Source organism: Mesorhizobium sp. M0598 (assembly GCF_040320865.1).
Classification (GTDB): domain Bacteria; phylum Pseudomonadota; class Alphaproteobacteria; order Rhizobiales; family Rhizobiaceae; genus Mesorhizobium.
Window position 1 is genome coordinate 325,405 of sequence record NZ_JAMYQL010000001.1, and the last position, 23,121, is coordinate 348,525.

The window sequence follows — 23,121 nt, forward strand, 5'->3', positions numbered from 1 at the left end:
GGGTTCAGGCGACAAACGCAGAGCCGCCGTTTTGCGTGACACTGCTGAGATACTTTGCCGGCGGCTTGCCAAGCGCTTTCTTGAACATGGTGATGAAGGCGGTGACCGATTCGTAACCGAGATCGGCCGAAACCTGCTGCACGCTGGCGCCGGAGGCCAGCTCGCGCATTGCGACGATCAGGTGCAGTTGCTGGCGCCAGCGCCCGAAGGTCAGCCCTGTCTCTTTCACCACGAGACGTGCGAGACTGCTCTCGCTGAGCGCGACACGACTGGCCCATTCCGCCAGGGTGCTGCGATCGGCAGGATCTTGCGCCAACGCCGCGGCGATCCGCCTCAAGCGCGGCTCGGACGAGATCGGCAAATGCAGCTGCTGGACAGGCATGCGCGGCAGTTCGGTGAGCAGAGCCCTGGTCAGGAGCTCGCCCCTCGCGTCATCGTCCTCAACGCGATCCGTCAGCTCTATGATGAGCTCGCGCAGCAACGGCGTGATCGAAAGCGTGCAGCACCGGTCCGGCAGGTCGGTGGCTCCCGGTTCGATATAGACGAAGAAAATCCGGGCATTGGCGGTCGCGATATTGCTGTGCTCCATGTCGCCGGGAATCCACACCGCGCAATGCGGCGGCACCATCCACAGGCCGCTGGGGACGCGACATGTGACGCCACCGCCGAGCGCGAAGACGAGTTGCCCTTTGCGGTGGTGGTGGTCCGGCACCTCCGCCCCGGTTTCGGTAACGTCAACGCGCACGGCGATTGCCGGCGCGAGGACGTCATCCGGATCGAAAGGCCAGGGGTAGCGGAGAGGCTGTCTCATATTGACTTATTTTAGCGATCGACTGCCAAGATATCTAAATTACTCAAACAGGAAAGTCGATAGATTAGGGATGAGTAACTCAGAAGCCGACAGGCGGGCTTCCAGTCATGCCCTGCTTGCGTTCTGAGCGTCGGACCAACAAGCCCGGCGCACGAAAACAGGCTGGCGTCCGCCACGCAGCAAGAAGGGACGATAGCAATGCTCGCCTTGGTCACATCTTCCGACAGCGCCACCGGGTTGAAACTCGCCGAACTTGGCGAGCCCGAGCCCGCCCCGCACGAGGCGCTGGTCTCGGTCCGGGCAGTCTCGCTGAACCGCGGCGAACTGCGCCTGCTCAACATCCGTCCGAACGGCTGGGTCCCTGGCCAGGACGTCGCCGGAATTGTCGAGCGCGCCGCGGCCGACGGCTCCGGGCCGGCCGTCGGCGCCCGGGTTGCGGCTCTGGTCGACGAGGCCGGGTGGGCCGAACGGGTCGCCGTTCCGACCGACCACCTCGCCGTCCTGCCGGACGACGTCAGCTTCGTCTCCGCCGCCACTGTTCCGGTCGCGGGCACGACCGCGCTGCGGACCCTGCGCCTCGGCGGCGACCTGGCCGGCCAGCGGGTCCTGATTACCGGCGCAAGCGGCGCGGTCGGCCGTTTTCAGATCCAGATCGCCCGCCAGCAGGGCGCGTCGGTGGTGGCGGTCGCCGCTGAACGGCATGCCGACGATCTCCACGGCCTCGGAGCCGAGCGGGTCATCGAATCGATAGCGCTGGCCGAAGGACTGTTCTCGCTGATTACCGAATCGGTGGGCGGCGATAGCCTCGCCCACGCTATCGAACGGATCGCGCCCGGCGGCACCGTCGTCATGTTCGGCTCGAGCAGCGGCGAACTCACGCCCATCGGCTTCCGCCAGTTCGTTCCGGGGCACGAAGGCGCGCGGCTGCAGACCTTCGCCTACTACGCTTCCGGTCCGGAGGTTGGCGCCGACATCGCCTCGCTGCTCGCCCTGATCGCAGCCGGCCGGCTCGAAACGCGCGTAGTCCTCACCGTGCCGTGGCGGGACGTCGGCCAAGCCCTCGACGCGCTGCGGCAACGCAGCATCAGCGGCAAGGCAGTGCTTACCGTGACAGAATGAGCAGGCGGTGGCGCCGGACGGGACGGTGTCTGTCTCCCCCGGGCTGCTACGGCAACTTGAGCCCGCTGGCGATTGCCCGTTGAAGCCGGCGCCTGCTTCCGCTAAGAAGCCGTGGCTGGCCGGTTTACCGGCTGGTTCGTTTTTGGGATCACCGATCCTGAAGGCACCCGTAGCTCAGCTGGATAGAGCGCTGCCCTCCGAAGGCAGAGGTCACAGGTTCGAATCCTGTCGGGTGCGCCACTAAAGCGCTGTTTTTGCAATGATTTTGTTCCTTTGAAGCGCTCGGCGAGTCGGGTAGAGTGTCACCATTCCAGGCGATGCGAGAGCAAGCAGCGATGGTACGTCCGTGCTTGCCTGCTTACGTCGACGGGTGGGGTGTTGGGGGAGTGCATTGAACGCAGTTGAGATCGAGGAAGCCGTTTCCGAGTTGGCGGCAGCGCCATTCGACGCGGATGAATTTCCGTTCGCCTTCCTCACCGCCTTCGGCAACAAGGAGACGACGATAAGGAAACTGCGGTCGGGCGCATCGAACAAGTCCGACGTTGGCGGTGTCCTACAGACGAACAACATCCACATCGTTGTCTGCCCGTTGGGCGGGGTCACGAAGGCCCTAACCGCGCTGAAGGCAAGCCCGGCCACGGCCAGGGCGAAGGCGAGATTTATCCTCACCACGGATGGGGAAGACTTCGAGGCGGAAGACACGACGACTGGCGAGACGGTTGCTTGCGCTTATACCGACTTCCCCAACCATTTCGGCTTCTTCCTCCCGCTGGCCGGCATCACCACCGTCAAGCAAATCCGCGAAAGCTCGTTCGACATTCGCGCCACCGGCCGCCTGAACCGGCTCTACATCGAACTACTGAAAGACAACCCCGAATGGGGGACCGTAGCGCGGCGGCCCGACATGAATCATTTCATGGCACGGCTGATCTTTTGCTTCTTCGCCGAGGACACAGACATCTTTAACGGGTCGCGTCTTTTCACGGCAACAATCGAAAAGATGAGCGCAAGGGGCTCATCCAATACGCATGAGGTAATCGGCGAGTTGTTCCGCGCCATGAACACGAAGATCGCGGGTCGGGCGGCCGCGAACCTTCCCCGTTGGGCCAATGCCTTTCCCTATGTGAACGGCGGGTTGTTTTCCGGCAGCTTGGACGTGCCGCACTTCAGCAAGATCGCGCGCTCCTATCTACTACACATTGGCAATCTCGACTGGACGAAGATCAATCCGGATATTTTCGGGTCGATGATCCAGGCGGTCGCCGATGATGAGGAACGCGGCGCGCTCGGGATGCACTACACCAGCGTCCCCAACATCCTGAAAGTGCTGAATCCGCTTTTCCTTGACGACCTGCGCGCGCGTCTGGCGGAAGCCAACGATAGTTCGCGCAAGCTCCTCAACCTGCGCAATCGCATGGCGCGCATCAGGATATTCGATCCGGCCTGCGGCAGCGGCAATTTCCTTGTCATCGCCTACAAGGAAATGCGAGAGATCGAGGCAGAGATTAATCGTCGACGCGGCGAAGAAGGCCGAGCTTCCGATATACCGCTTACGAATTTTCGCGGCATCGAGCTGCGTGATTTTCCGGCTGAGGTCGCGCGCCTCGCCCTCATCATCGCGGAATTTCAATGCGACGTCCTCTATCGCGGACAGAAGCTGGCTTTGGCTGAGTTTCTGCCGCTCAACGCCGAAAATTGGATCACCTGCGGCAATGCCTTGCGGTTGGATTGGCTGAGCATATGCCCGCCGACAGGAACCGGGGTGAGGCATCAGGCTGATGACTTATTTCACACGCCGCTAGACCAAGCCCAGATCGATTTCATGAACGAGGGGGGTGAGACTTATATTTGCGGAAACCCTCCCTATGTTGGGGACAAGTTTCAAACAGCCACCCAAAAAGCCGACCTAAAGAAACTGACTAGAGACGGCGCAAAAGCCGTCGACTATGTCGCAGGTTGGCTATGGAAAGCGTCTGACTTCATACGGCATGGCGGCGAATTCGCGTTCGTCTCAACTAATTCTGTCTGCCAAGGTGTGCAGGTTCCACTAATTTGGCCGTCAATATTTGAACGCGGCCAAGAGATAATCTTCGCGCACAAGGACTTCTACTGGGCAAACAGCGCAAGTCACAATGCTAACGTCATCTGCGTCATTATTGGACTGTCTGCAACATCTAAGCGTGACAAATTTATCTACTTTGGCGATCAACGAAAAATGGCCAAGTCAATCAACGCATATTTGACCGAGGGGCCGAATATTATAGTCGAAAAACATTCGAAGCCAATCTCCGATCTGCCTGAGATGGTTGCGGGAAACATCCCAAGAGACAAGGGACATTTCATGTTGAGTCTAGAGGATCGGGATGCAATTGTTGTGAAATATCCTGGAGCAGATCAACTGTTCCGGAAGATCGTGGGGTCGTTTGAGCTTATCAACGGTGTCGAGCGCACCTGCTTGTGGTTGATGACAACCAAGCCGCCTTTGCAGCCACCGTCCCACCGGTCAAGCAACGGCTGGAAGCCATTCGCAACTATCGCGAAGCGGGTAGCGAGAGGGGCAAGCTAGGCATCGAAACGCCATACAAGTTCGAGCGCACTATTACTGGCAAGATGTCCCAGATAGTTGTTCCGCGCGTTTTCTCGGAGCATCGTCTATATGTAACGGCCGCCTATTTGAAGAGTGAAATTATTGTATCTGATGCTGCTCAGGCTGTGTACGATGCTCCGATACACGTGCTTTCAATCATCAGCTCACGTATGCACCTAGCTTGGATCAGCGTGACTGCTGGTCGAATGAAATCGGACTACAGGTATTCTTCTGGCGTTTGTTACAATAGCTTCCCCGTTCCCACATTAACGGAAAAGAACATCGCGGACCTGACCCGCTGCGCCGAGGACATCCTATTGACGCGGGAGGCGCATTTCCCAGCGACCATCGCCGATCTCTACGATCCCGAGGCGATGCCCGACGACCTGCGCGAGGCACATGATCGCAACGACGAGGTGTTGGAGCGCATCTATATCGGTCGCCGGTTTCGAAACGACACAGAGCGGCTTGAGAAGCTTTTCGATCTGTACACGAAGATGACGACGAACGCGGGCGCGTCAATATGAATAAGTTTGAATGTGATAAAAGCAAGGCACGCTGCAACTATGACAAGCATGGCATCAAATTTACGGATGCCGGTAGGGCGTTGAAATCGGGTTATGCATTAACACAAAGGTCGCCGCAGTCTGATGAGGTAGGAGAAGAACGCAACCTTTCGATCACCAGGCGGCCAGATGGGCGAGCTATCGTCGTCGTTTGGACTCCTCGAAAGGAGCACGTGCGGATCATTAGCGTACGCTACGCCCGGCAAAAGGAACAGGAGGCCTTTAGTGGCTATCTCCAAAAGATTCAGTGAGAATGGTGAAATTCGGGATGAAGACATCGATACGTCTGAAATCCCCGAACTCTCGTCCAGTTTCTTCGCCAGGGCGATCCTTACACGACCGGGCGAAAACCTGATTGACGCCGTTCGGTCGTCCCGACGGGGTATTCCTTCCGTTTCCGTCACGTACGCCCGCAACGGCAGTTCGACCAGGCTCAACGCGCTCGGCATGCGGCCTATGCAGGAGCGCGCCTATGAAAAGCGTGGCGAGCAGTACCTGCTCATCAAGTCGCCGCCTGCGTCAGGCAAGAGCCGGGCGCTCATGTTCATTGCTTTGGACAAGCTCCACAATCAAGGGCTCAAGCAGGCAATCATCGTTGTGCCGGAGAAATCAATTGGCGCAAGCTTCCAGGACGAACCGCTAACGAAATTCGGATTCTGGGCCGACTGGCACGTCGAGCCGAGATGGAACCTTTGCAACGCGCCCGGCAGCGAGGGCGGCAAGGTCAACTCGGTCGGCGCTTTCCTTAACAGCGACGATAAGGTGCTGGTCTGCACCCACGCCACCTTCCGCTTTGCGATGGATCGGTTCGGTGTAGAGAAGTTCGATGACCGGCTGGTCGCGATTGACGAGTTCCACCATGTCTCGGCCGATCCCAACAGCAAGCTTGGGGCGCAGCTTGGCCAGTTGATAGCCCGCGAACGCTCGCACATCGTCGCAATGACCGGTTCCTATTTCCGGGGTGACGCAGTGCCGGTGCTCAGTCCCCAAGACGAGGCCAAGTTCGAGACGGTCACCTACACTTACTACGAGCAGCTTAATGGCTACGAATGGCTGAAGCGGCTCGACATCGGCTACTTCTTTTACTCCGGTGCATATTCAGACGATATCCTCAAGGCACTCGACCCAGCCGAGAAAACCATTATCCACATACCGAACGTCAATTCGCGCGAGAGCACGAAGGATAAGATCAGGGAAGTCGAGCACATCATCGAGGAATTGGGGGCGTGGCAGGGGACCGATCCGGCCACCGGTTTCCAACTCGTCACGACTCCGGCGGGCCGCACGCTCAGGATCGCCGATCTGGTGGACGATGATCCGAGCAACCGGGACCGCGTTTCAGCCTCGCTGAAAGACCCCGCGCAAAAAAATAACCGCGACTACGTGGACATCATCATCGCGCTTGGCATGGCGAAGGAAGGCTTTGACTGGATTTGGTGCGAACATGCGCTGACGGTCGGTTACCGTTCGAGTCTTACCGAGATCGTGCAGATTATCGGCCGCGCCACACGCGACGCACCCGGTAAGACCCGCGCCCGTTTCACCAACCTGATCGCCGAGCCAGACGCTTCCGAGGACGCCGTCACGGAAGCCGTGAACGACACGCTGAAAGCTATCGCTGCAAGCTTGCTTATGGAGCAAGTGCTTGCGCCTCGCTTCAACTTTACGGCGAAGAACCCGAATAGCGGCCCTGTCGAAGGTTTCGACTATGGCGAGGGTGGGTACGACCCAAACAAGACCAATGTCGGCTTCAACGGGGAAGCGGGCCGGTTCCAAGTCGAGATCAAGGGTTTGGCCGAACCCAAGAGCAAGGAAGCAGCACGCATCTGCCAGGAGGATCTGAACGAAGTAATTGCCGCCTTCGTTCAGGACAAGACTGCCATCGAGCGTGGGCTGTTTGATGAAGAATTGGTGCCGGAGGAACTAACACAGGTCCGCATGGGCAAGATCATCAAGGACAAGTATCCCGAACTAGACGAGGAAGATCAGGAGGCCGTGCGCCAGCACGCCATAGCCGCCCTTAACCTGACGCAGCAGGCGAAGCAGATTGCGCTGGGTGGTGGAAGCACCAACGGGGAACCGAGCGCCAACACCGCGCTGATCGATGGCGTGCAGAGGTTTGCGATGGATGTCCGCGAATTGGAGATCGACCTCATCGACCGGATTAATCCATTCGGCGAGGCTTACGCGATCCTCGCCAAGGCCATGAGCGAGGACCGCCTGAAACAGGTCGCGGCGGCAATCGCCGCTAAACGCACCAGCCTGACCTTGGAAGAGGCAAAGGAGCTTGCCGTCCGCGCGGTCAAATTCAAGAAAGAGCGGGGGCGGCTCCCCTCGATCAGCTCGACGGATGCCTGGGAAAAACGGATGGCCGAAGGCGCCGCCGCCTTCGTCCGCTTCAAGGACGAGGGTCGCTATGAGTAATCTCGACCTCGACGACCTGCGTGCCGAACTCGACGACTTCGCCCGGCCAGAGAAGAAGGGGGGCCGCTCCCCTCGCGAGGAACGCATCATCGCCGGCTTCGGGGAAATCCAGCGGTTTGTCGAACGGCACGGCCATCCACCGCTCCATGGCGAGGACCGTGATATCTTCGAGCGGCTCTATGCGGTGCGACTGGACCGCCTTTCCGCGCTCGAAGAATGCAGGTCGCTGCTCCTGCCGCTGGACCATCAGGGCCTTCTCCAGCCGGCCAGCAGTGCCGTGGGCGGCTTTGCGGAACCAGCCAATGACGACGAGTTGCTTGCGGAACTGGCCGGCGCGGCCGGCACAGCCGACATCACTCAGCTTCGGCACGTCCGCACCGCCGCCGACAAGCGCGCGGCCGAGGAGATCGCAAACCGCACGAAATGCGAGGACTTCGACCTCTTCAAGCCATTGTTTGCTCAGGTTCGGAAAGACCTGGACTCCGGTATCCGCCAGACGCGACCATTTCAGACCATGGCCGAGATCAAGAAGGGCGAGTTCTTCATCGTCGGCGGCCAGGTCGCCTACGTTGCCGAAGTGGGGGAGGAGTTTATGACCGAGTATGACCGGCGCGACAGCCGGTTGCGCGTCATATACGACAATGGGACGGAGAGCGATGTGCTTCTGCGCTCGCTCCAGCGTGCGCTTCACCGCGATGAGGCGGGGCGGCGCATCACCGACCCATCGGCGGGGCCGCTCTTTGGCGGCGAAGCCGACGACGGAGACCTCGAAAGCGGGACAATCTACGTCCTTCGCAGCAAATCCAACCATCCGGGCATCGCCCCACACCGAGAACTCATCCACAAGATTGGCGTGACTGGCGGAAAGGTCGAGACCCGAATCGCGAATGCGGCGCTCGATGCTACGTACCTGCTCGCCGACGTCGAAGTGATTGCCACCTATAAACTGTTCAACATCAATCGAACACGGCTGGAGAACATTCTGCACCGCGTGTTTTCAGCAGCGCAGCTCGACCTCACTATCGAGGATCGTTTCGGCAATCCCGTTAAGCCACGAGAGTGGTTCCTTGTCCCGTTGCCGGTGATCGATGAGGTCGTCGATAAGATTCGAGACAGATCAATCGTCAAGTTCCAATACAGTGCAAAAAGCGCTCGACTGGAACTTGTTGGTCAAGAATAGCGCAACATGACCAGAATCCCCGGCGATCGGCCTGCCCGCCCATGTCACGTTCAGTCTCAGCTGTTCTCTGGAACCCAATCCACCTCGAAGGACTTCTTCGTGAGATAAACTTGAGGAGCGCCCCGTGCCTGCACCAGCTGAAATGGATATCGTCCTCGAAAAGCTGCCTTTGAGGATCGGCGCCTATATCCCCGACGACTTGCTGGAGGACTGGTTTGCGCCGGGAACCGGCATGAACCCGGTCAGCAAGGAGGCGCTTGCCGCCGCCAAGAACTACGGCTGGCGCTTCGAATGCGAGTTCAAGCACTACCCCGAACGCAAGGAAGGCGTGTTCTGGAAGTGGGTGCCGGCGATCTGACCGGCGCTGGACGGTTCATCGTTCCGCGGAAACGCAGAACCGGTCTATCTTATTGTTTGACGCAAATACCGGACGGAAAACCGCTTCACACTTTTCCTGGAATTGCTCAGCCTCCGCCTATCGGCGTCGTCACCTTGCCGGTTCCGCCGCATTCGGGGCAGGTGCGGCCGTCGATCATGCCTGACCCTGCACAGCGGCGGCAAATATTCTCGCCAGCGCCTGGAGTGCCTGCGGGGACTTCGTCCGTGTTGGTCCGACCGGCTTGCCGGGGCTTGCCCTGCAGCTTGTTTCTCAGCCGGGCGACCCAGCCTTCGTCGACTTCGAGCGGCCTGCTGCTGTCGTCCGGCAGGCCTTCGCCGGATTGGCCGATGGTTTCATTGCGCGGCCGGTCGTTCGCGCCTGTCGTGATCTTCTGAGCCATTGCGTTTGCCTTTACGCCTTGCAATTTTCGAACGCCTCAGCTGCGCAGAGGTTCCGGTTCGACCGGCAGCCTTTCAGCCGGGTTTTCGCCGCACATTATCTATCCTGAACCCGGATTTCGGCCGCGCCGGCATGCGGGCAAGCGAGACGGTCATATCCTGATCAGGCACCTGGTAGGCCATCGACCGCGTCAGCAGGCGAACCGCTTCCATGATCAGCGCGACGGTGACGGCTTCTCCGGGGCAGCGATGGGTAGTCGCCGGATCTCCGCCGCCATGCGGGATGAAGTCGAAGCCGTGGGTTTTCCAGCTCAAGCCGCGCTCCGGGATAAATCGGTCCGGCTCCACAAACAGGCGGCGATCGTGGTTGGTGCCGTGCAGGTCGAGCAGAACCCAGTCGCCTTTGCCGAAGCGGTAACGCCTTCCATTCGAAGGGGTGGCGGGCGCGGCCGCCGATGAACGGGAAGAACGGATAGAGCCGGCGAACCTCCTCGGCGAAGGCTTCCAGCCCGTCGTCATCGCCGGCGGCGAACTTATCGTACCATTGGCGGTGCTGGCGAAGCGCCAGCGCCGCAAACATGATGAAGCGGCCGATGGCGACAACCGGCCGGATGATGTTGATGATCTCGGACCGCGGCACTGGCAAGATCGAGCGGCATTCCCTCGGCATCGACATATTCGCTGACCAGGCGGACCGGGCTGTTTGCCGGCAAATCAAGCGCGCCGCTTCGAACGCGCCGTACAAGCTCGCCGATAGTGCGTTCGGTCCGGCGTCGCCGCCACAGCGCCAGCATGCTCGACCACCCGATGCCGCCGGCGTTCTCGACCATGCCGCTGAGCTCGCGGCAGAGTTCGGCGCGATCCTTGTCGGCGGGGATGCCGGCCCAATCCGCTGCCGCCTGGGTCAGGACGAGGTTTACGGCGTCGAACAGGATGATCTCGTCACGCCGCTGCCAGTCTTCCAGCTGGTCGAGCCAGGCGGGACGGAAGGTTGCGCGGAGCCGCTCGATCTGGTCGCCATCCAACAGGATCGACAGGAAAAGCGCCTTGCGGTGGCGGTGAGCGGCGCCGTCGAGCGCCTGGACGCTGCCCTTGTCCTGCAGCAGACGCAGCGTGGTCTGCGGCATCGCACCAATTCGGGTGAAGTGGTCGCCGCCATAAAACATCTCGGCAGCCTCGGCACCGCGGACGCAGATTGCCGGCCGCAGCATCAGGCGCGTCGCAAAGATGTCGGTGTTCATGCGCCGGCAGCGGGCCGAAATGAAGTCATAGCCTTCGCGCAGCAGGGCCAAGGTGCTATCGAACGCGGCGCGCGGAATGGGTTTTGCGGCATGATTGCCGCCGTCGGCATCGATCAGTTCACGTCTATTCATGGCGTGCTCCCTGGCGTTGAAACTCCTCAACGCACGGCCGGCACTTTCGATCACTCGACTTTTTGACGGCTTTGCCGCGCCGCCCTTCGGCCGCGGCTGGCAAGGATGGTGGTCAGCGTGACCGGACGAAAATCCCAGCTGTCGACGCCGACGTCATACTGGCGCGTGACCGGGGTCAGCCTGCCGTGGGAATGGCCATGCAGGTCGATCGATTTCCTGCCGATCTGGTTCCAGGTGCGAAAAGGGTAGTGGCAAAGGATCAGCAGGCTGCCGTCGAGCGCCAGCTCCTTGTAGTGTTGCGTGCTCGCCCAACCTGTGGCCTCGATGGTGGCCGCAGCATCGTTGTTGCCGATGATCAAATGCTTGCTGCCATGAAGAGACGCCAGAAGCGACGACACGAACGCGGCCGATCCCCTGGCAAAATCGCCGAGATGCCAGACCTCGTCGTCCGGCCCGACAGTCTCGTTCCAGAACGCAATGAGCGACCGGTCATGTTCCGCCAGCGAGCCGAACGGGCGGCGGTCGATGCGCAAAATGCGCGGGTCGCTGAAATGCGTGTCGGCGGTGAAGTAGATCATGCGAATTCGCTGGAGCCGGTTATCGAACTGCCGCATGTAGGCGCGTGGCTCACCAAGTCCATCTTGCTCTCCCCGATGCTTGCTCAACCCGCTCGATCGCCGGTTGTTCCTGTAAGCGGGCCTAGGCGGTTTCCGCTCGTTGGAACTTCAAAAAGGGGGAATTTTGAAACGGGGGAACTTTGAAATGAGACGCAGGTTAGAATGCTTGAGGCCGATGCTCTGAAAGGACCGCGACGATGACCGACGCAGAACCTCTTGGGCGAAGCCCGGCTCAAGCGCGGGGCGATATCGATGCCGGGCGCGAAGGGGACAAGACCCCGGGCATCGATCCGGCTGCGGCTCCCATGGAAACGGACGCGGAATCCGCCGGCAACGCTCCGCCGAAGAGCCCTGCCGCGCGCCATGAAACGCCGAAGTTTACCAACCAGGCGAGCTATGCCAATGCGATGCGCCCACTGAAGGATGAGCCCGACGTCCAACCGCGCAGATATTGGCCGGTCCTGGTGATTGCCGCCATCGTCGGGCTGGCCGCGGCGGTTTTCATCGGCGCAGCCATGCTGCACTGAATATCGTATCCAAGTTCAGCGGCGCGCAGAGGCTGGACATTTTGCTTCCGTTCCGGGACCTTGCTGACGCGCCAGGTTCAGGCGCGATCGAGTCTGCTGCACGTTGACCACGACCCATCGTTTCTTTGCCCGTGACGCCACCACCGTGGCGCGCGACATGATCGGCGCCTCGCTGTTTTTGCACGGCGTTGGCGGCATCATCGTCGAGACCGAGGCCTATCGCCCGGATGACCCGGCTTCGCATGCTTTCGGTGGCAGGACGGTGCGCAACGGCGCAATGTTCGGTGCCCCGGGCAGCGCGTATGTCTATCGCTCCTATGGCCTGCACTGGTGCCTCAATGCCGTCTGCCTGCCCGGCAGTGCCGTGCTTATCCGCGCAATCGAACCGCAATCCGGGCTGCAGGTGATGCGGGCCAATCGCGGCCTTGACGATCCCCGGCTGCTTTGCTCGGGACCGGGCCGCCTTTGCCAGGCGCTGGCAATCGACAAATCCCATGACGGGCTGCCGCTGGACCTGCCGCCATTCGAATTCAGGCCGCCGGGCGAAGCCGGCGCCGTTCTGACAGGCCGCCGGATCGGCATTTCCAAGGCTGTCGATGCCGAGTGGCGGTTCGGACTGCGCGACTCGGATTATCTGAGCCGCAAGTTCTGATGCCCGCGGCAGCGCCAGAGCAGTTGCCCCCGGCATCACTCGTCGGGTTTGCCGAGATGCATGGGTGTCGCCTGCTGGCGGGCTTCCCTGGTCACCTCGTCGGCTCCGGCAGGTGAAATCCCTCGCAACGCCTTCGCGGCTACGGTCAGCCGCCCGCGATCATTGCCGAAGCTTTTGATCAACTGACGGACCTGGTCGGCGGTGATGCCGTTCTGTTGGGCAAAATACTCGACCTCACGGTCGTCTTCCGCAGCAACGCGGTCGCGCTCGCGGAAATCTCGCTTGCTCTTATCGTCAGCCATTTTTTCCTCCTGGTGGAGCGTCGCATCCATGGCAACGTGGACAACGAGCTTTCGTTGCCGCGATCGGGCGGACTTTTCCGCCGTCGTGCCGACTGCCCAGGAACCATGAGGCGAGCAGCCGGTTTGGCTTGGATGCAGACATATTCGGCTACAATTCATACCGATGGAGAATACGATGACGCTCGCAAGCAAAACCACCGTAATTGCCGCGGCGCTGGCTATGTTGGCCGCGCCGGCATTCGGCCAGACGAGCCCACCTGCGCCGGCCGCGCCGGCACCGGATCGTGGCGCCGAACCGTCGCCCGGAATGAGCGGGCAGAGCCAGGATGCCATGCGCGAAATGATGCGCCAGATGATGACCGAGATGCTGGAGGAGAGAATGCAGGAGGATCGCGGGCCCCGGGCGGAACGGCGAGGTCCCGACCGCTGGCATCGCGACTACAGGATGGGCCCACCTGAGCGAGGGTGGGAGATGGGAGGCCGCGGCGGCATTGCACGCGGGATGCATGGCGCGAAGATGCGAATGATGTTCGCCATAGTAGATGCGGACGGCGATGGCGCGCTTTCTCAGAGCGAAGTCCAGGATTTCGTCGGGCGGATATTCAACGCCGTCGATGAGGACGGTGACGGCAGCGTCGACATGCAGGAAATCCGGTCCTTCTTCCACGGAGGCGGCGCCGAGGATCAGGAGTAGGTCTCCTACCGGTCGGCAGGAGGCCTGTCTGGGGCAGCGCGAGCTCGTCGGCCGGGGAGGATAAAAAGTCGCCGGCAACTGGATACCAGGCTGCCAGCCGGGGAGATGCGTTCCTTGGCTGGCCTTGCCGAACGCCGCGGACCAATCAGACCAGCAGGAATTCATTGGCCATGACAGAGAAAGCTACAGAGAAATCCCCGACCATCGCTCGTATCTGGCGCGGCAGAACCGTGCCTGAAAAGGCGGATGCCTATGAGAGCTACAACTATCAAGCCGGCATCAAGCCGCTGATCGAGAAGGCGCTGGGCGTGCAGACCTTTCGCGAGGACACGCCGACCCATTCGGAATTCGTGACGATTTCCTATTGGGAAAATGTCGAGGCGATGGCGGCGCTCACCGGCGGCGATCCGACGAAAATCCACCATCTCGAGCGGGACGAAGAGTTCCTGATCGAGTTGCCGTCGCGGGTGCAGGTGTTGCGCATCCGATCGAGTCACGGGCGGCTGGGATAGGGCAGCGCCGCCCGGTTCGGCCCGATCTAGGAAATCGCCGTCAAGTCGATTTCGGTGATGTGCCAGCGGCCGAGATTTGCGGTGTAGAGCTTGTCGCCCTTGAAGGCGATGTTGGTGGGATGGGCGAGCGTCGTTGCCGCCGGATCCTCGATCACCACCTCGAGCCCGCTGTGTTTTCGCCAACGATAGATGCGGCTCGGCTCGTAGCATGAGATGAACAGCGACCCGTCCGGCGCCAAGGCGACGCCATCGGGAACGTTGCTCACGCCCTCCACAACGAGCTGGCGAGACCCTGCCGTGCCGTCGGCAAGGATCGGCACATAGCTGAGGCAGGCCGCATGGCTTTCCACGACGTAAAGCCCATCGCCGCCCGGCGCCATCGCCATGCCGTTGGCGAAGGCCATGGTCTCGCTGCACCACAGGCCGCCTTCGCCGGTCTTCAAATCGTAGCGAAAAATGCCGGAGCGGTTGTCTTCGCCTACGCTGTCCGACACGTAGAGCCAGCCGCGTGTCTCGTCGACGATCGGATAGTTCGGCACGCGGATGCCGGCCGAGGCGAAGCGCTGCATACCAGCCGTCGCGGCATCCCAGCGAAAGATCGCCGAATGTCTCAAATCGCATGCAAAACAGTTTCCCGCGCTATCGAAGGCGATGCCGAGCAGAAAGCCCTCCGTACCGCCCATGCGTTCGACCGAGCCGCCATCGGCGGCCAGGCGCAGCAGGTCGCCGGTTTCGGTGCCGCACCAGATCGAGCCGTCGCGATGGATGGCCACGCCTTCCGGATGGGCGACGCGCGGGCTGGTGAAGATGCCGTCGAAGAAGACCCTCGCGGCCGACATTTCGAGCAACGGCTTTGCCATGCGCACCCCCTTCAATCCGGTGCAGTATGCGACCGCCGTGCGGCAATACAGCGCTCGACCATCCGCCGGTCGGCGGCGAGGATCTCGGCGATCAGCGCGCGGCGCTCCCTGGCGCTGACGAATTCGAGGCGGCGCAGACCGAGCGGGTCGATGCGGTTTCGCAGGATGTCGAGCGTCTCGTTCGAGGGTAGCGCAACTTCGCGGCAATCGGCATCGAATGTCAGGGCAAAGCCGGTGGCATCCTGGAGCTGCTGGCGCGTCACGCACGGCATGGTCTCGATGACGGCCAATTGCCGGCTCTCCCCGTCGAGCCGAAACACGCAAAGGTCGGTGAACACCAATGCCGCGCCGGTCCGATAGCCCATCGGCTCGCGTTCGGCCTCAGTCAACAGGCCGCGCGCCGAGCTGGCAATCTCGACCGTCTCGACCAGCGACTGCACGGAATGGCGGGGGACGTAGAGCAGATAATCGCGATGCATGTTGGCGACGTCGGCCATGCCGCCTTGCCCGGGCAGCCGGATAAGGCTGCCGTCACGCTTGCGCAGCGCAATGGTGTTGACGCGGCCGCTTCGGTCGACCTGCGCGGCACCGACGATCTCATGCGTCACCGCGCCGGCCTGGTAGTAGGTCGAATAGGTGTCGTCGCCGCCGGCATGCGCCACCGCCGTCTCGCAATCGAGGCTTTCGATCAGCGACAGGATCATCGGGCTCGGTGCTATGTCGAGATGGCCGCAACTCATGGTGGCGATGATCATGTCCGGCGCGTGCGTCGCTTTGGCCAGCCGGTAGGCGACATTGGCGAGCGGCGACACCGCGCCGGCACTGGCAAAGCTCTCATTGTCGAGCTCAGCGGCGATGCGGGCGGCGATGATCTCGTCGATGGACGCCTCCTTGTTGCCGTGCACGAGCCTAGGCATTGCGAGGACTGTTTCAGCGCGGACTTTTGCAGCGTCTTGAACCCGCTCCGGCACGCCTTCCGAAGGCATGCCCAGGCTGTCCGACAAAGGTATTTCCTTGGCCGCGAACGCCCCAGCCAACGCTTGATAATCCGTCACATAGAATGGCAGGCAGGAGGCGGGATAGGCGCCGCCTGGTGCCAGCGCGATCGCCGACACCAGGTTGCGGGTCAAAATGCTCTGCCGACCATCATGCCGCAGCGCTCCGACCGGGACGATCTCCTCGACCGTCACCAGCACCTCGCGCGCCACGCCGGCCATGGCGAAATCCAGCGCCCGTGGTCCGATGATCTGGACATTGCCGCTCTCGTCGGCACGCTGGGCATGGACGACAAACGTATCGAGCCGCAAGGCCGGGATGATCCCGGTCGTGATTCCCGCGATCGGATCGGGCGCGGCGATCGCACCCGGCACGCGCGCCAGCATGTCCGAACCCACCGGAAGCTGAAACGGCATCGACGGCAGGTTCTGCTGCCCCGCCCGCAGCGCCTGGATCATGGCCAGCGCCGTCCAGTCGCGGACCGGCACGGCATTGGTCTCGGCAGCCGCGCGGAAGCGCGGCGGCAAGCCAAAAATATCGAGGCTGGAAAAGCAGATATCGACCTCCGCCACGGCATTCGCTTCGAGAAGCAGTTCGAGCGGCAGGCCGCCGGCCCAGCAGACATAGCGAAGATCCTTGACGCCCAAGCGGGCGATGGCCCGCAACAAGGCAATCGGCAGCCGGGCAAAATGATGGCCACCGACACCGAAGACGTCGCCGCCGCCGACCATCGCGGCCAGGCCCTCGACATCGGTGAAGCGCGGCCGGTTTTGCTTGACCAGGGACGTCATTTCGCAGCCTTCGGCCGCGTCGCGCTCTTTTCAGCAAATTCCTTGACGCGCCGCTGGCCGGTCTCGCTGCGGTACAGGCCACCCAGGACATCGCGCTCCATGGCAAGGCCGTCGACCAGATCGCCCGACACGGCATGCGCGGTGAGCGCTTTCAGCCCTTCGATCGCTGCGGCCGGTTCGGCGGCGATCATCTCGGCGAGTTCCAGCACCCGCGGCATCAGCCTTTCGGCATCGACGATCTCGTTGACCAGACCGGCGCCGACGAACTCGGAAGCCGGCACGATGGCGCCGGTCATCAGCAGAAGGTTGGCGCGGTTGCGGCCGAGCTTCTGGACGCTGCGCTGGGTGCCGCCGCCGCCGGGGACCAGCCCGAGCTTGATCTCGGGCAGGCCGAGCTTCGCGAACTGGTTGGCGATGACGATGTCGCAGCACAGCACCAGCTCCATGCCGCCGCCGAGCGCAAAGCCGTTGACCGCGGCGATGACCGGCTTGCGGTTGTTCTCGACCGCCGCATACATGCGCGTGCCGGCGGCCTGGAAGGCGTCGAACTCGATAGCTGTCTGGGCAGCGTATTCCTTGATGTCGGCGCCGGCCATGAAGCCGCGCCCCTCGCCTGTCACCACGATCGCGCCGACGCTGTCATCCTGCGACAGCGCCTCGAAAACCTCGGTGATCTCGCTTTGCATCAGCCGGTTCATGGCGTTGAGCTGATCGGCGCGCCGGAAGGTGACGACTGCGACGCGCCCGGATATTTCCAAGGTGAGTGTCTGGTAAACGCTCATCGTCAGGCAGCATCCACGGTCATGTCGCCGGACGCCTCAAGCGCTGCAATCTCGTCGCTGGAGAGGCCGAACTCGGCCAGGATCTCGCGGCCATGCTGGCCGACCAGCGGCGCCGGCCGTTCTATGGTAGCCGGCGTCTCGCTCATCTTGACCGCCGGCGCGACCACCCTGACCTTGCCGCCGCGCGGATGATCGTAGCTGGTGATCATGCCCAGGTGCTTGACCTGCGGGTCCTCGGCTGCGCGCCTTATGTCCTTCACCTCGGCACACCAGATGTCGGCTGCCAGCAGCCGCGCCAGCAGGTCCTGCGTGGCAAACTTCCTGGTTTCGGCGTTGACCTTGTCGAACACCTCGTCGCGCCTGTCGAACAGCGTCTTCAGATCGTCGTAGACAGCAAGCTGCGGGGCCTCCAGCACTTCATACAGCGTCTTGAACGGGCTCATGGCGATCGACACATAGCCGCCGTCCTTCGCTTCATAGACACCGAACGGCGCCTGCATGCCGGGGTGGCCGATGCCGGAATTCGGGCGCACGAAATCCTCGCCGAGATTGAGCACGGCGACATATTCCTGATTGAGATGCGCCAGCATGCCGGCGAGCAGATTGACCTCGATCTTCTGGCCCTTGCCGGTCTTCTCGCGATAGTAGAGCGCCGACAGGATGCCGTAGACCATGTTCATGGCGCCGATCTGGTCGGCCAGGCCGGCACCGGCCGGAACAGGAGCCTGATTGCCGCGGCCGGTGTTGGAGATCAGCCCGGACAATCCCTGGATCAGCATGTCCTGGCCGGGGCGCTCGACATAGGGGCCTTCCTCGCCATAGCCGGAGCCCGAGCAATAGATGATGGCGGGATTGACCGCCCTGAAATCCTCGTAGCCATAGCCGAGCCTGGCGAGCACGCCGGGGCGGAAATTCTGCACCACCACATCCGCCTTCTTGGCCATGTCCATGATGATGGCATGCACCTTGCGACTTTTCAGGTTGAGCGCGATGGAGCGCTTGTTGCGGTTCCAGGCGAGGAAATTCGGGCTTTCGGAGCCGCCGACCCATTTGGCGAAGAAGGTCATGCTGCGGAACATGTCCCCGGCGCCGGCACGCTCGATCTTGATGATGTCGGCGCCCATGTCGCCGAGCAGCTGCGTGGCGAACGGCCCTTGCAGCAGATGGCTGAAATCGAGAATGCGGACGCCTTCGAGGGCTTTGTTCATTTCATGTCTCGTTGGTTGTCAAAGCAGGTCGGGTACGTAGCGGGGTGCTGCGGTGAGGCCGCCGTCGACGCGCAGGTCGGTACCGGTGGTGAAGCCGGCGGCGTCGGAGGCGAGATACACGGCGGCTTCTGCCACTTCGGACGGTTTGCCGATGCGGCCAAGCGGATGCATCTTGACCCAGGCCTTGGCGAGGTTGCCGCCGATCTCCTTGACCAGTTTATCGTTCATCGGCGTATTGATGGTGCCGGGCGAGATCGAGTTGACGCGGATGTTGAGCGGGCCGAACTCGACCGCCATCTGGCGCGTCATCGCCATTACCGCACCCTTGGCGCCGGCATAGGCGGTCCAGCCGTCGAGCCCGATATGACCTTGCGCCGAGGCCATGTTGATGATCGAGCCGGATTTCTGCGCGATCATGTGCGGCAGCGCATATTTGCAGCCGCGGAACACGCTGGTGAGGTTGACCGCGATCAGCCGGTGCCACTGCTCGTCGCTCATTTCGTGAACCGGCATGCCGCCGATGGCGATGGCGGCATTGTTGACGAGAATATCGAGATGGCCGGTCTTGCCGACGGCTGCGTCGATCAGGGCGGCGATGTCGGCCTCCTCCGCCACGTCGCAATGGATATAGTCGGCGCGGTGGCCGGCGGCGCGCAGCTCGGCTGCGAATTTTTCACCCTTCTCGTCGGCGATGTCGCCTAGGAAGACGTGCGCGCCTTCCCTTGCCATCGCCTCGCTGATCGCGTGGCCGATGCCGTCGGCGGCGCCGGTGACGATTGCGGTTTTCCCTTTGAGACGATCCATATCAGCCTCCAATGGCGCGCCGGCGCTTTGCTTCGTCGAAGGCGACGGCGGCAATGATGATCATGCCGGTGATAACCAGTTGCCACTCGGTCGGCAGGCCGAGACCGCGCAGCCCGTTGGACAGGAACTGCAGGATCAGCACGCCGAGCGCCATGCCGGTCAGGCTGCCTATGCCGCCGGCAAGGCTCACCCCGCCGAGCACGGTGGCGGCAACGACCTGGAACTCGAAATTCAGCCCGGCCGTATGCTGCGCCGAACCGACGCGGGCTGCCAGGATGATGCCGGCTACCGTCGCCAGCAGCGCGCTGATGATGAAGCAGGTGAACTTGACGCGGCGCACGTCGTAACCCGCCAGCCGTGCCACTTCCGGATTGCCGCCGACGGCATAGATCTGCCGCCCGAACGGCCGGTGCTGCATCACGTAGGCGAAGACGGCGAGCAGGACGATGGCGATGACAGCCGAATAGGGAACGACGTTGAACAGGCGGCCGTCCGACAGCGCGATGAAGCTGTCGAGCGCGGCATCGTCTGGAATAGCACGCTGGCCGGTATAGAGATAAACGCCGCCGCGCATGATGAACATCGTGCCCAGGGTCACGATCAGCGAGTTGATGCCGGCGCAGGCCGTCAGATAGCCATTCACGACGCCGATGATCAGCCCGAACAGCAGCGCGCCACTGATGCCGAGCAGCAGAGAATTCGTGTCGTTCATGATGATGATCAGCGGCAGGGCGATGGTCGCCAGCAGCGAGCCGATCGAGATGTCGACCTCGCCTGATATGAAGACGATGGCGCAGCCGATGCCGGCTGTCAGCGCCAGCGAAGCCTGACCGAGCACATTGGTGATGTTGCGCACGGAGAAGAAATTCTCGGCGGTGAAGGAAAAGAACGCGATCACCAGAATGAGGCAGAGGAGCAATGCCAATTCCTGCCGCGCGACGAGCCGCGCCAGCATGGACGGCCCAGCTTTCATGGTGTCGGTGCTTGCCAGGCTCATCGCTTGGTCCCTTTGCGAAGCGTCATCGTCTTAGCCGATTGCCGCATTGAGGATGTTCTCCTGCGTGGCCTCGTCGCGAGGCATGATCGCGGTGAGGCGGCCTTCGCACATCACCGCGATGCGGTCGGCAAGCCCCAGCAGCTCGGGCATTTCGGACGTCATCATGACGACCGCCAGGCCCTCGCCGGCGAGCCGGTCGACGAGCGCAAAAATCTCCGACTTGGCGCCGACGTCGATGCCGCGGGTCGGCTCGTCGACGACGATCACCTTGAGACCGCGCATCAGCCAGCGCGAGATCAGCACTTTCTGCTGATTGCCGCCGGACAGATTCTTGACCTGCTGGAACAGGCTGGGCGTCCGGATGCGGAAACGGTCGACATAGTCCTGCACCGCCTTGCGTTCGCTGACCTTGTCGACGAAGCCCATTCTGGCGAAGGCGCCGAGTGAGGCGAGGCTGGCATTCTGGTAGACCGGCAACTCGCCCATCAGCCCCTCGCTCTTGCGGTCCTCGGTGAGCAGGCCGATGCCGAGCCGGACGCCGGTGTGCGTTTCGTGCGGCAGCAGCCGGCTGCCATCGACCGAAATGGCGCCGGAAGTGATCGGATCGAAGCCGACGATGGCCTTGGCGAGCTCGGTTCGGCCCGCTCCCATCAGGCCGAAGAAGCCGAGGACCTCGCCGGCATGCGCCTCGAACGACACATCCTTCAGCTTCTTGGCGGTGCTGAGCCCTTCAACGGAAAGCGCGACCTTGCTGCCCGGCGCGCCACGCTTCCGAGGGAACAGGTTTTCGATGCGCCGGCCGATCATGTCCTGGATCAGCGTGTCGTTGGTGTGCTCGCCGATCGGCCTGGTCGAGACGTGGCGGCCATCGCGCAGCACGGTCACGGTGTCGGCGATCTCGAAGACCTCGTCGAGCTTGTGGCTGACATAGAGCACCGCGATGCCGAGCGCGGCCAGCCGGCGGATGACGGTGAACAGCAGCGAGACCTCGTTCGGCGTCAGCGAGGAGGTCGGCTCGTCCATCACCACGACGCGGGCCTCATGGGCGAGTGCGCGGGCGATCTCGACCATCTGCTGCTGGCTGACCGGCAGCGATCCCGTGCGCGCCGCCGGGTCGACATTGAAGCCGATACGCTTGAACAGAGCGGCCGCATCGGCACGGATCTTCTTCCAGTCGATCGAGCCGCCTTTGCCGGTCGGATAGCCTTCGAGGAAGATGTTTTCGGCGACGCTGAATTCAGCGATCAGCGCGATCTCCTGGAACACCACCTTGATGCCCTCTTTCAGGCTATCGCGCGGCGACTTGATGTCGGCCTCGCGGCCGCGCAGGCGGATGGTGCCGGCATCCTTGCCGTAGACCCCGGCCATGATCTTGATCAGCGTCGACTTGCCGGCGCCGTTCTCGCCCATCAGGGCATGGATTTTGCCGGGTTCCAAGGTCAGATCGACATTGTCCAGCGCCACCACGCCGGGAAAACGCTTGCCGATGCCGCGCATCTCCAGCGCCGGCACGCTTTTGTCGACGGCCGCGGTTTTGCCGGGGTGAAGGAAATCAACCGACATTGGCTCTGTTCCGGACGATGTCGAGATAGGTCGCCAGGATGATGACGATGCCAGGCACCACCATCTGCAGGTCCTGGTTCCAGCCGAGGATGATGATGCCGTTGTCGATGACCTTCAGCACCAGCACGCCCAGCAACGTGCCGAGCAGCGAACCGCGGCCGCCAAGCAGGCTGGTGCCGCCGAGGATGACGGCGGCAATCACCGTCAGCTCGAAGCCGCGGCCGGCGGTCGGCTGGCCGGCATTCATCAGCGACGACAGGATCATGCCGGCGATGCCGACGCACAGGCCGGTGACGACGAAGGCGAACAGTTTCAGCCGTTGCGAGCGCACGCCGGAGAGACGAACCGCGCGCTCGTTGGCGCCGACAGCGTAGAGATAACGGCCGAGCGTGGTGAAGCGCAGCGTTGCCGCGGCCAGCGCGAAAATCAGCGCGGCAATGACTACGGGCAGCGGGATCGCGCCGAGATAGCCGGCGCCGAGATCGGTGAAGCCGGCAAGCCGGTGGTGGTTCTGCACCGCCTCGCGGGTGAACAGATAGACGCCGCCCTGCAGCATCATCATGGTGCCGATCGTGGCGATCAGCGAGTTCACCTTGAGCCTGGTGACGACGAGGCCGTTGAAAAGGCCGACCGCGCCTGAAAAGGCGAGCGCCGCCAGAAGCCCGAGCGTCAGGCTGTGCGTTGAATTGAGCACGGCCATGCCGATGCAGCCGACAAAAGCCAGCGATGCACCGACCGACAGGTCGACTTCCGCAGTGATGATCAGCATCGTCATGCCGGAGGCAACGATCAGCACCAGCGCGCATTGGCGCAGAATGGCGATGATGTTGGCCTCGGAATAGAATTGCGGCGCGGCAATCGAAATGGCGATGCAGAGCACGGCCAGGATCACGCCGAGCACCAGCTGGCTGCTGCCCAGCAGCTGGCCGCCGATGAAACGCCTTGGCGCAGAGGATTGCGTAAGCTCGCTCATGTCCAT

23 protein-coding genes, 1 tRNA gene and 1 pseudogene are annotated in these 23,121 nt (G+C 62.2%); 11 read left to right on the forward strand and 14 right to left on the reverse strand.

The window, feature by feature from the left end; genetic code table 11:
- Window positions 1-4: 4 nt before the first annotated feature.
- Entirely contained in the window at window positions 5-811 is an 807-nt protein-coding gene (locus NKI59_RS01580) for an AraC family transcriptional regulator (RefSeq protein WP_352701887.1), read from the reverse strand.
- Window positions 812-1,009: 198 nt separating this feature from the next.
- Between NKI59_RS01580 and NKI59_RS01585 the strand changes: the two genes are divergently transcribed.
- From NKI59_RS01585 to NKI59_RS01615, 7 genes and pseudogenes are all read left to right on the forward strand, one after another.
- Window positions 1,010-1,930, forward strand: coding sequence for a zinc-binding dehydrogenase (locus NKI59_RS01585; protein ID WP_352701889.1), 921 nt, complete (start codon window positions 1,010-1,012; stop codon window positions 1,928-1,930).
- Window positions 1,931-2,093: 163 nt separating this feature from the next.
- Window positions 2,094-2,170: transfer RNA gene (locus NKI59_RS01590), tRNA-Arg, on the forward strand.
- A gap of 151 nt (window positions 2,171-2,321) precedes the next feature.
- Window positions 2,322-5,044, forward strand: a pseudogene (locus tag NKI59_RS01595) (class I SAM-dependent DNA methyltransferase).
- Entirely contained in the window at window positions 5,041-5,334 is a 294-nt protein-coding gene (locus NKI59_RS01600; RefSeq protein ID WP_352701891.1) for a BrnT family toxin, read from the forward strand. The pseudogene NKI59_RS01595 and the gene NKI59_RS01600 overlap by 4 nt, the downstream one beginning before the upstream one ends.
- A 10-nt stretch (window positions 5,335-5,344) precedes the next feature.
- On the forward strand, window positions 5,345-7,507 hold the full coding sequence (locus NKI59_RS01605; protein ID WP_352702265.1) for a DEAD/DEAH box helicase: 2,163 nt from the start codon (window positions 5,345-5,347) through the stop codon (window positions 7,505-7,507).
- The gene (locus tag NKI59_RS01610) at window positions 7,500-8,687 is read left to right on the forward strand and encodes a GIY-YIG nuclease family protein (RefSeq protein ID WP_352701893.1); all 1,188 of its coding nucleotides are present in this window, start codon (window positions 7,500-7,502) and stop codon (window positions 8,685-8,687) included. Before NKI59_RS01605 ends, NKI59_RS01610 begins: the two co-directional genes overlap by 8 nt.
- A gap of 124 nt (window positions 8,688-8,811) precedes the next feature.
- Window positions 8,812-9,045, forward strand: a complete 234-nt coding sequence (locus NKI59_RS01615) for a hypothetical protein (RefSeq protein WP_352701895.1) — start codon at window positions 8,812-8,814, stop codon at window positions 9,043-9,045.
- A gap of 106 nt (window positions 9,046-9,151) precedes the next feature.
- On the opposite strand, the gene NKI59_RS01620 is transcribed toward NKI59_RS01615, so the two are convergent.
- The 4 genes from NKI59_RS01620 to NKI59_RS01635 form a co-directional block, all read right to left on the reverse strand.
- Entirely contained in the window at window positions 9,152-9,466 is a 315-nt protein-coding gene (locus tag NKI59_RS01620) for a hypothetical protein (protein ID WP_352702288.1), read from the reverse strand.
- A 73-nt stretch (window positions 9,467-9,539) separates the two neighbouring features.
- Complete coding sequence (locus NKI59_RS01625; protein WP_352701897.1) at window positions 9,540-9,779, reverse strand: hypothetical protein; 240 nt, start codon at window positions 9,777-9,779, stop codon at window positions 9,540-9,542.
- Between the two features lie 218 nt (window positions 9,780-9,997).
- Window positions 9,998-10,837 carry a cytochrome P450 family protein gene (locus tag NKI59_RS01630; protein WP_352701900.1) on the reverse strand — a complete coding sequence of 280 codons (840 nt, stop codon included), beginning with the start codon at window positions 10,835-10,837 and terminating at the stop codon, window positions 9,998-10,000.
- A 50-nt stretch (window positions 10,838-10,887) separates the two neighbouring features.
- Window positions 10,888-11,415 (reverse strand): metallophosphoesterase, encoded by a 528-nt coding sequence (locus NKI59_RS01635; protein WP_352473019.1) that lies wholly within the window; start codon window positions 11,413-11,415, stop codon window positions 10,888-10,890.
- Window positions 11,416-11,651: 236 nt separating this feature from the next.
- Here NKI59_RS01635 and NKI59_RS01640 point away from each other — a divergent pair, with 236 nt between their 5' ends.
- Both NKI59_RS01640 and NKI59_RS01645 read left to right on the forward strand, forming a co-directional pair.
- Window positions 11,652-11,981, forward strand: coding sequence for a hypothetical protein (locus tag NKI59_RS01640; RefSeq protein WP_352701902.1), 330 nt, complete (start codon window positions 11,652-11,654; stop codon window positions 11,979-11,981).
- Window positions 11,982-12,084: 103 nt separating this feature from the next.
- Complete coding sequence (locus tag NKI59_RS01645; RefSeq protein ID WP_352701904.1) at window positions 12,085-12,633, forward strand: DNA-3-methyladenine glycosylase; 549 nt, start codon at window positions 12,085-12,087, stop codon at window positions 12,631-12,633.
- Window positions 12,634-12,668: 35 nt separating this feature from the next.
- Here NKI59_RS01645 and NKI59_RS01650 read toward each other — a convergent pair whose 3' ends face one another.
- Window positions 12,669-12,935: a DUF3606 domain-containing protein gene (locus NKI59_RS01650; protein ID WP_352473022.1), complete on the reverse strand. Its 267-nt coding sequence runs from the start codon at window positions 12,933-12,935 to the stop codon at window positions 12,669-12,671.
- A 175-nt stretch (window positions 12,936-13,110) separates the two neighbouring features.
- On the opposite strand from NKI59_RS01650, the gene NKI59_RS01655 reads away from it, so the two are divergent.
- Both NKI59_RS01655 and NKI59_RS01660 read left to right on the forward strand, forming a co-directional pair.
- On the forward strand, window positions 13,111-13,629 hold the full coding sequence (locus tag NKI59_RS01655; RefSeq protein WP_352701907.1) for an EF-hand domain-containing protein: 519 nt from the start codon (window positions 13,111-13,113) through the stop codon (window positions 13,627-13,629).
- A gap of 170 nt (window positions 13,630-13,799) precedes the next feature.
- Complete coding sequence (locus NKI59_RS01660; RefSeq protein ID WP_352701909.1) at window positions 13,800-14,141, forward strand: hypothetical protein; 342 nt, start codon at window positions 13,800-13,802, stop codon at window positions 14,139-14,141.
- Between the two features lie 26 nt (window positions 14,142-14,167).
- Here NKI59_RS01660 and NKI59_RS01665 read toward each other — a convergent pair whose 3' ends face one another.
- From NKI59_RS01665 to NKI59_RS01700, 8 genes are read right to left on the reverse strand one after another with little or no spacing between them, the layout of a single operon-like run.
- Entirely contained in the window at window positions 14,168-15,001 is an 834-nt protein-coding gene (locus NKI59_RS01665; protein WP_352701912.1) for an SMP-30/gluconolactonase/LRE family protein, read from the reverse strand.
- An 11-nt stretch (window positions 15,002-15,012) separates the two neighbouring features.
- Window positions 15,013-16,788: a CoA-transferase gene (locus NKI59_RS01670; RefSeq protein WP_352701914.1), complete on the reverse strand. Its 1,776-nt coding sequence runs from the start codon at window positions 16,786-16,788 to the stop codon at window positions 15,013-15,015.
- On the reverse strand, window positions 16,785-17,570 hold the full coding sequence (locus NKI59_RS01675) for an enoyl-CoA hydratase/isomerase family protein (RefSeq protein ID WP_352701916.1): 786 nt from the start codon (window positions 17,568-17,570) through the stop codon (window positions 16,785-16,787). The genes NKI59_RS01670 and NKI59_RS01675 overlap by 4 nt, the downstream gene beginning before the upstream one ends.
- Before the next feature lie 2 nt (window positions 17,571-17,572).
- A complete protein-coding gene (locus tag NKI59_RS01680) occupies window positions 17,573-18,778 on the reverse strand; it encodes a CaiB/BaiF CoA transferase family protein (RefSeq protein WP_352701919.1) in 1,206 nt (401 codons plus the stop codon).
- An 18-nt stretch (window positions 18,779-18,796) separates the two neighbouring features.
- Complete coding sequence (locus NKI59_RS01685) at window positions 18,797-19,582, reverse strand: SDR family NAD(P)-dependent oxidoreductase (protein ID WP_023677038.1); 786 nt, start codon at window positions 19,580-19,582, stop codon at window positions 18,797-18,799.
- Window position 19,583: 1 nt separating this feature from the next.
- Window positions 19,584-20,579 (reverse strand): ABC transporter permease, encoded by a 996-nt coding sequence (locus NKI59_RS01690; RefSeq protein ID WP_352701921.1) that lies wholly within the window; start codon window positions 20,577-20,579, stop codon window positions 19,584-19,586.
- 30 nt (window positions 20,580-20,609) lie between these two features.
- The gene (locus tag NKI59_RS01695; protein ID WP_352701923.1) at window positions 20,610-22,142 is read right to left on the reverse strand and encodes a sugar ABC transporter ATP-binding protein; all 1,533 of its coding nucleotides are present in this window, start codon (window positions 22,140-22,142) and stop codon (window positions 20,610-20,612) included.
- Entirely contained in the window at window positions 22,132-23,115 is a 984-nt protein-coding gene (locus NKI59_RS01700; protein ID WP_352701925.1) for an ABC transporter permease, read from the reverse strand. Before NKI59_RS01700 ends, NKI59_RS01695 begins: the two co-directional genes overlap by 11 nt.
- Window positions 23,116-23,121 lie beyond the last annotated feature (6 nt).

What these genes read in the sequence shown, in the direction of transcription:
- NKI59_RS01580 (WP_352701887.1), bottom strand. Translation starts at nt 811, where the DNA reads ATGAGACAGCCTCTCCGCTACCCCTGGCCTTTCGATCCGGATGACGTC.
- NKI59_RS01655 (WP_352701907.1), top strand. Translation starts at nt 13,111, where the DNA reads ATGACGCTCGCAAGCAAAACCACCGTAATTGCCGCGGCGCTGGCTATG.
- NKI59_RS01620 (WP_352702288.1), bottom strand. Translation starts at nt 9,466, where the DNA reads ATGGCTCAGAAGATCACGACAGGCGCGAACGACCGGCCGCGCAATGAA.
- NKI59_RS01690 (WP_352701921.1), bottom strand. Translation starts at nt 20,579, where the DNA reads ATGAGCCTGGCAAGCACCGACACCATGAAAGCTGGGCCGTCCATGCTG.
- NKI59_RS01660 (WP_352701909.1), top strand. Translation starts at nt 13,800, where the DNA reads ATGACAGAGAAAGCTACAGAGAAATCCCCGACCATCGCTCGTATCTGG.
- NKI59_RS01700 (WP_352701925.1), bottom strand. Translation starts at nt 23,115, where the DNA reads ATGAGCGAGCTTACGCAATCCTCTGCGCCAAGGCGTTTCATCGGCGGC.
- NKI59_RS01635 (WP_352473019.1), bottom strand. Translation starts at nt 11,415, where the DNA reads ATGATCTACTTCACCGCCGACACGCATTTCAGCGACCCGCGCATTTTG.
- NKI59_RS01675 (WP_352701916.1), bottom strand. Translation starts at nt 17,570, where the DNA reads ATGAGCGTTTACCAGACACTCACCTTGGAAATATCCGGGCGCGTCGCA.
- NKI59_RS01650 (WP_352473022.1), bottom strand. Translation starts at nt 12,935, where the DNA reads ATGGCTGACGATAAGAGCAAGCGAGATTTCCGCGAGCGCGACCGCGTT.
- NKI59_RS01600 (WP_352701891.1), top strand. Translation starts at nt 5,041, where the DNA reads ATGAATAAGTTTGAATGTGATAAAAGCAAGGCACGCTGCAACTATGAC.
- NKI59_RS01585 (WP_352701889.1), top strand. Translation starts at nt 1,010, where the DNA reads ATGCTCGCCTTGGTCACATCTTCCGACAGCGCCACCGGGTTGAAACTC.
- NKI59_RS01685 (WP_023677038.1), bottom strand. Translation starts at nt 19,582, where the DNA reads ATGGATCGTCTCAAAGGGAAAACCGCAATCGTCACCGGCGCCGCCGAC.
- NKI59_RS01695 (WP_352701923.1), bottom strand. Translation starts at nt 22,142, where the DNA reads ATGTCGGTTGATTTCCTTCACCCCGGCAAAACCGCGGCCGTCGACAAA.
- NKI59_RS01610 (WP_352701893.1), top strand. Translation starts at nt 7,500, where the DNA reads ATGAGTAATCTCGACCTCGACGACCTGCGTGCCGAACTCGACGACTTC.
- NKI59_RS01665 (WP_352701912.1), bottom strand. Translation starts at nt 15,001, where the DNA reads ATGGCAAAGCCGTTGCTCGAAATGTCGGCCGCGAGGGTCTTCTTCGAC.
- NKI59_RS01680 (WP_352701919.1), bottom strand. Translation starts at nt 18,778, where the DNA reads ATGAACAAAGCCCTCGAAGGCGTCCGCATTCTCGATTTCAGCCATCTG.
- NKI59_RS01640 (WP_352701902.1), top strand. Translation starts at nt 11,652, where the DNA reads ATGACCGACGCAGAACCTCTTGGGCGAAGCCCGGCTCAAGCGCGGGGC.
- NKI59_RS01630 (WP_352701900.1), bottom strand. Translation starts at nt 10,837, where the DNA reads ATGAATAGACGTGAACTGATCGATGCCGACGGCGGCAATCATGCCGCA.
- NKI59_RS01670 (WP_352701914.1), bottom strand. Translation starts at nt 16,788, where the DNA reads ATGACGTCCCTGGTCAAGCAAAACCGGCCGCGCTTCACCGATGTCGAG.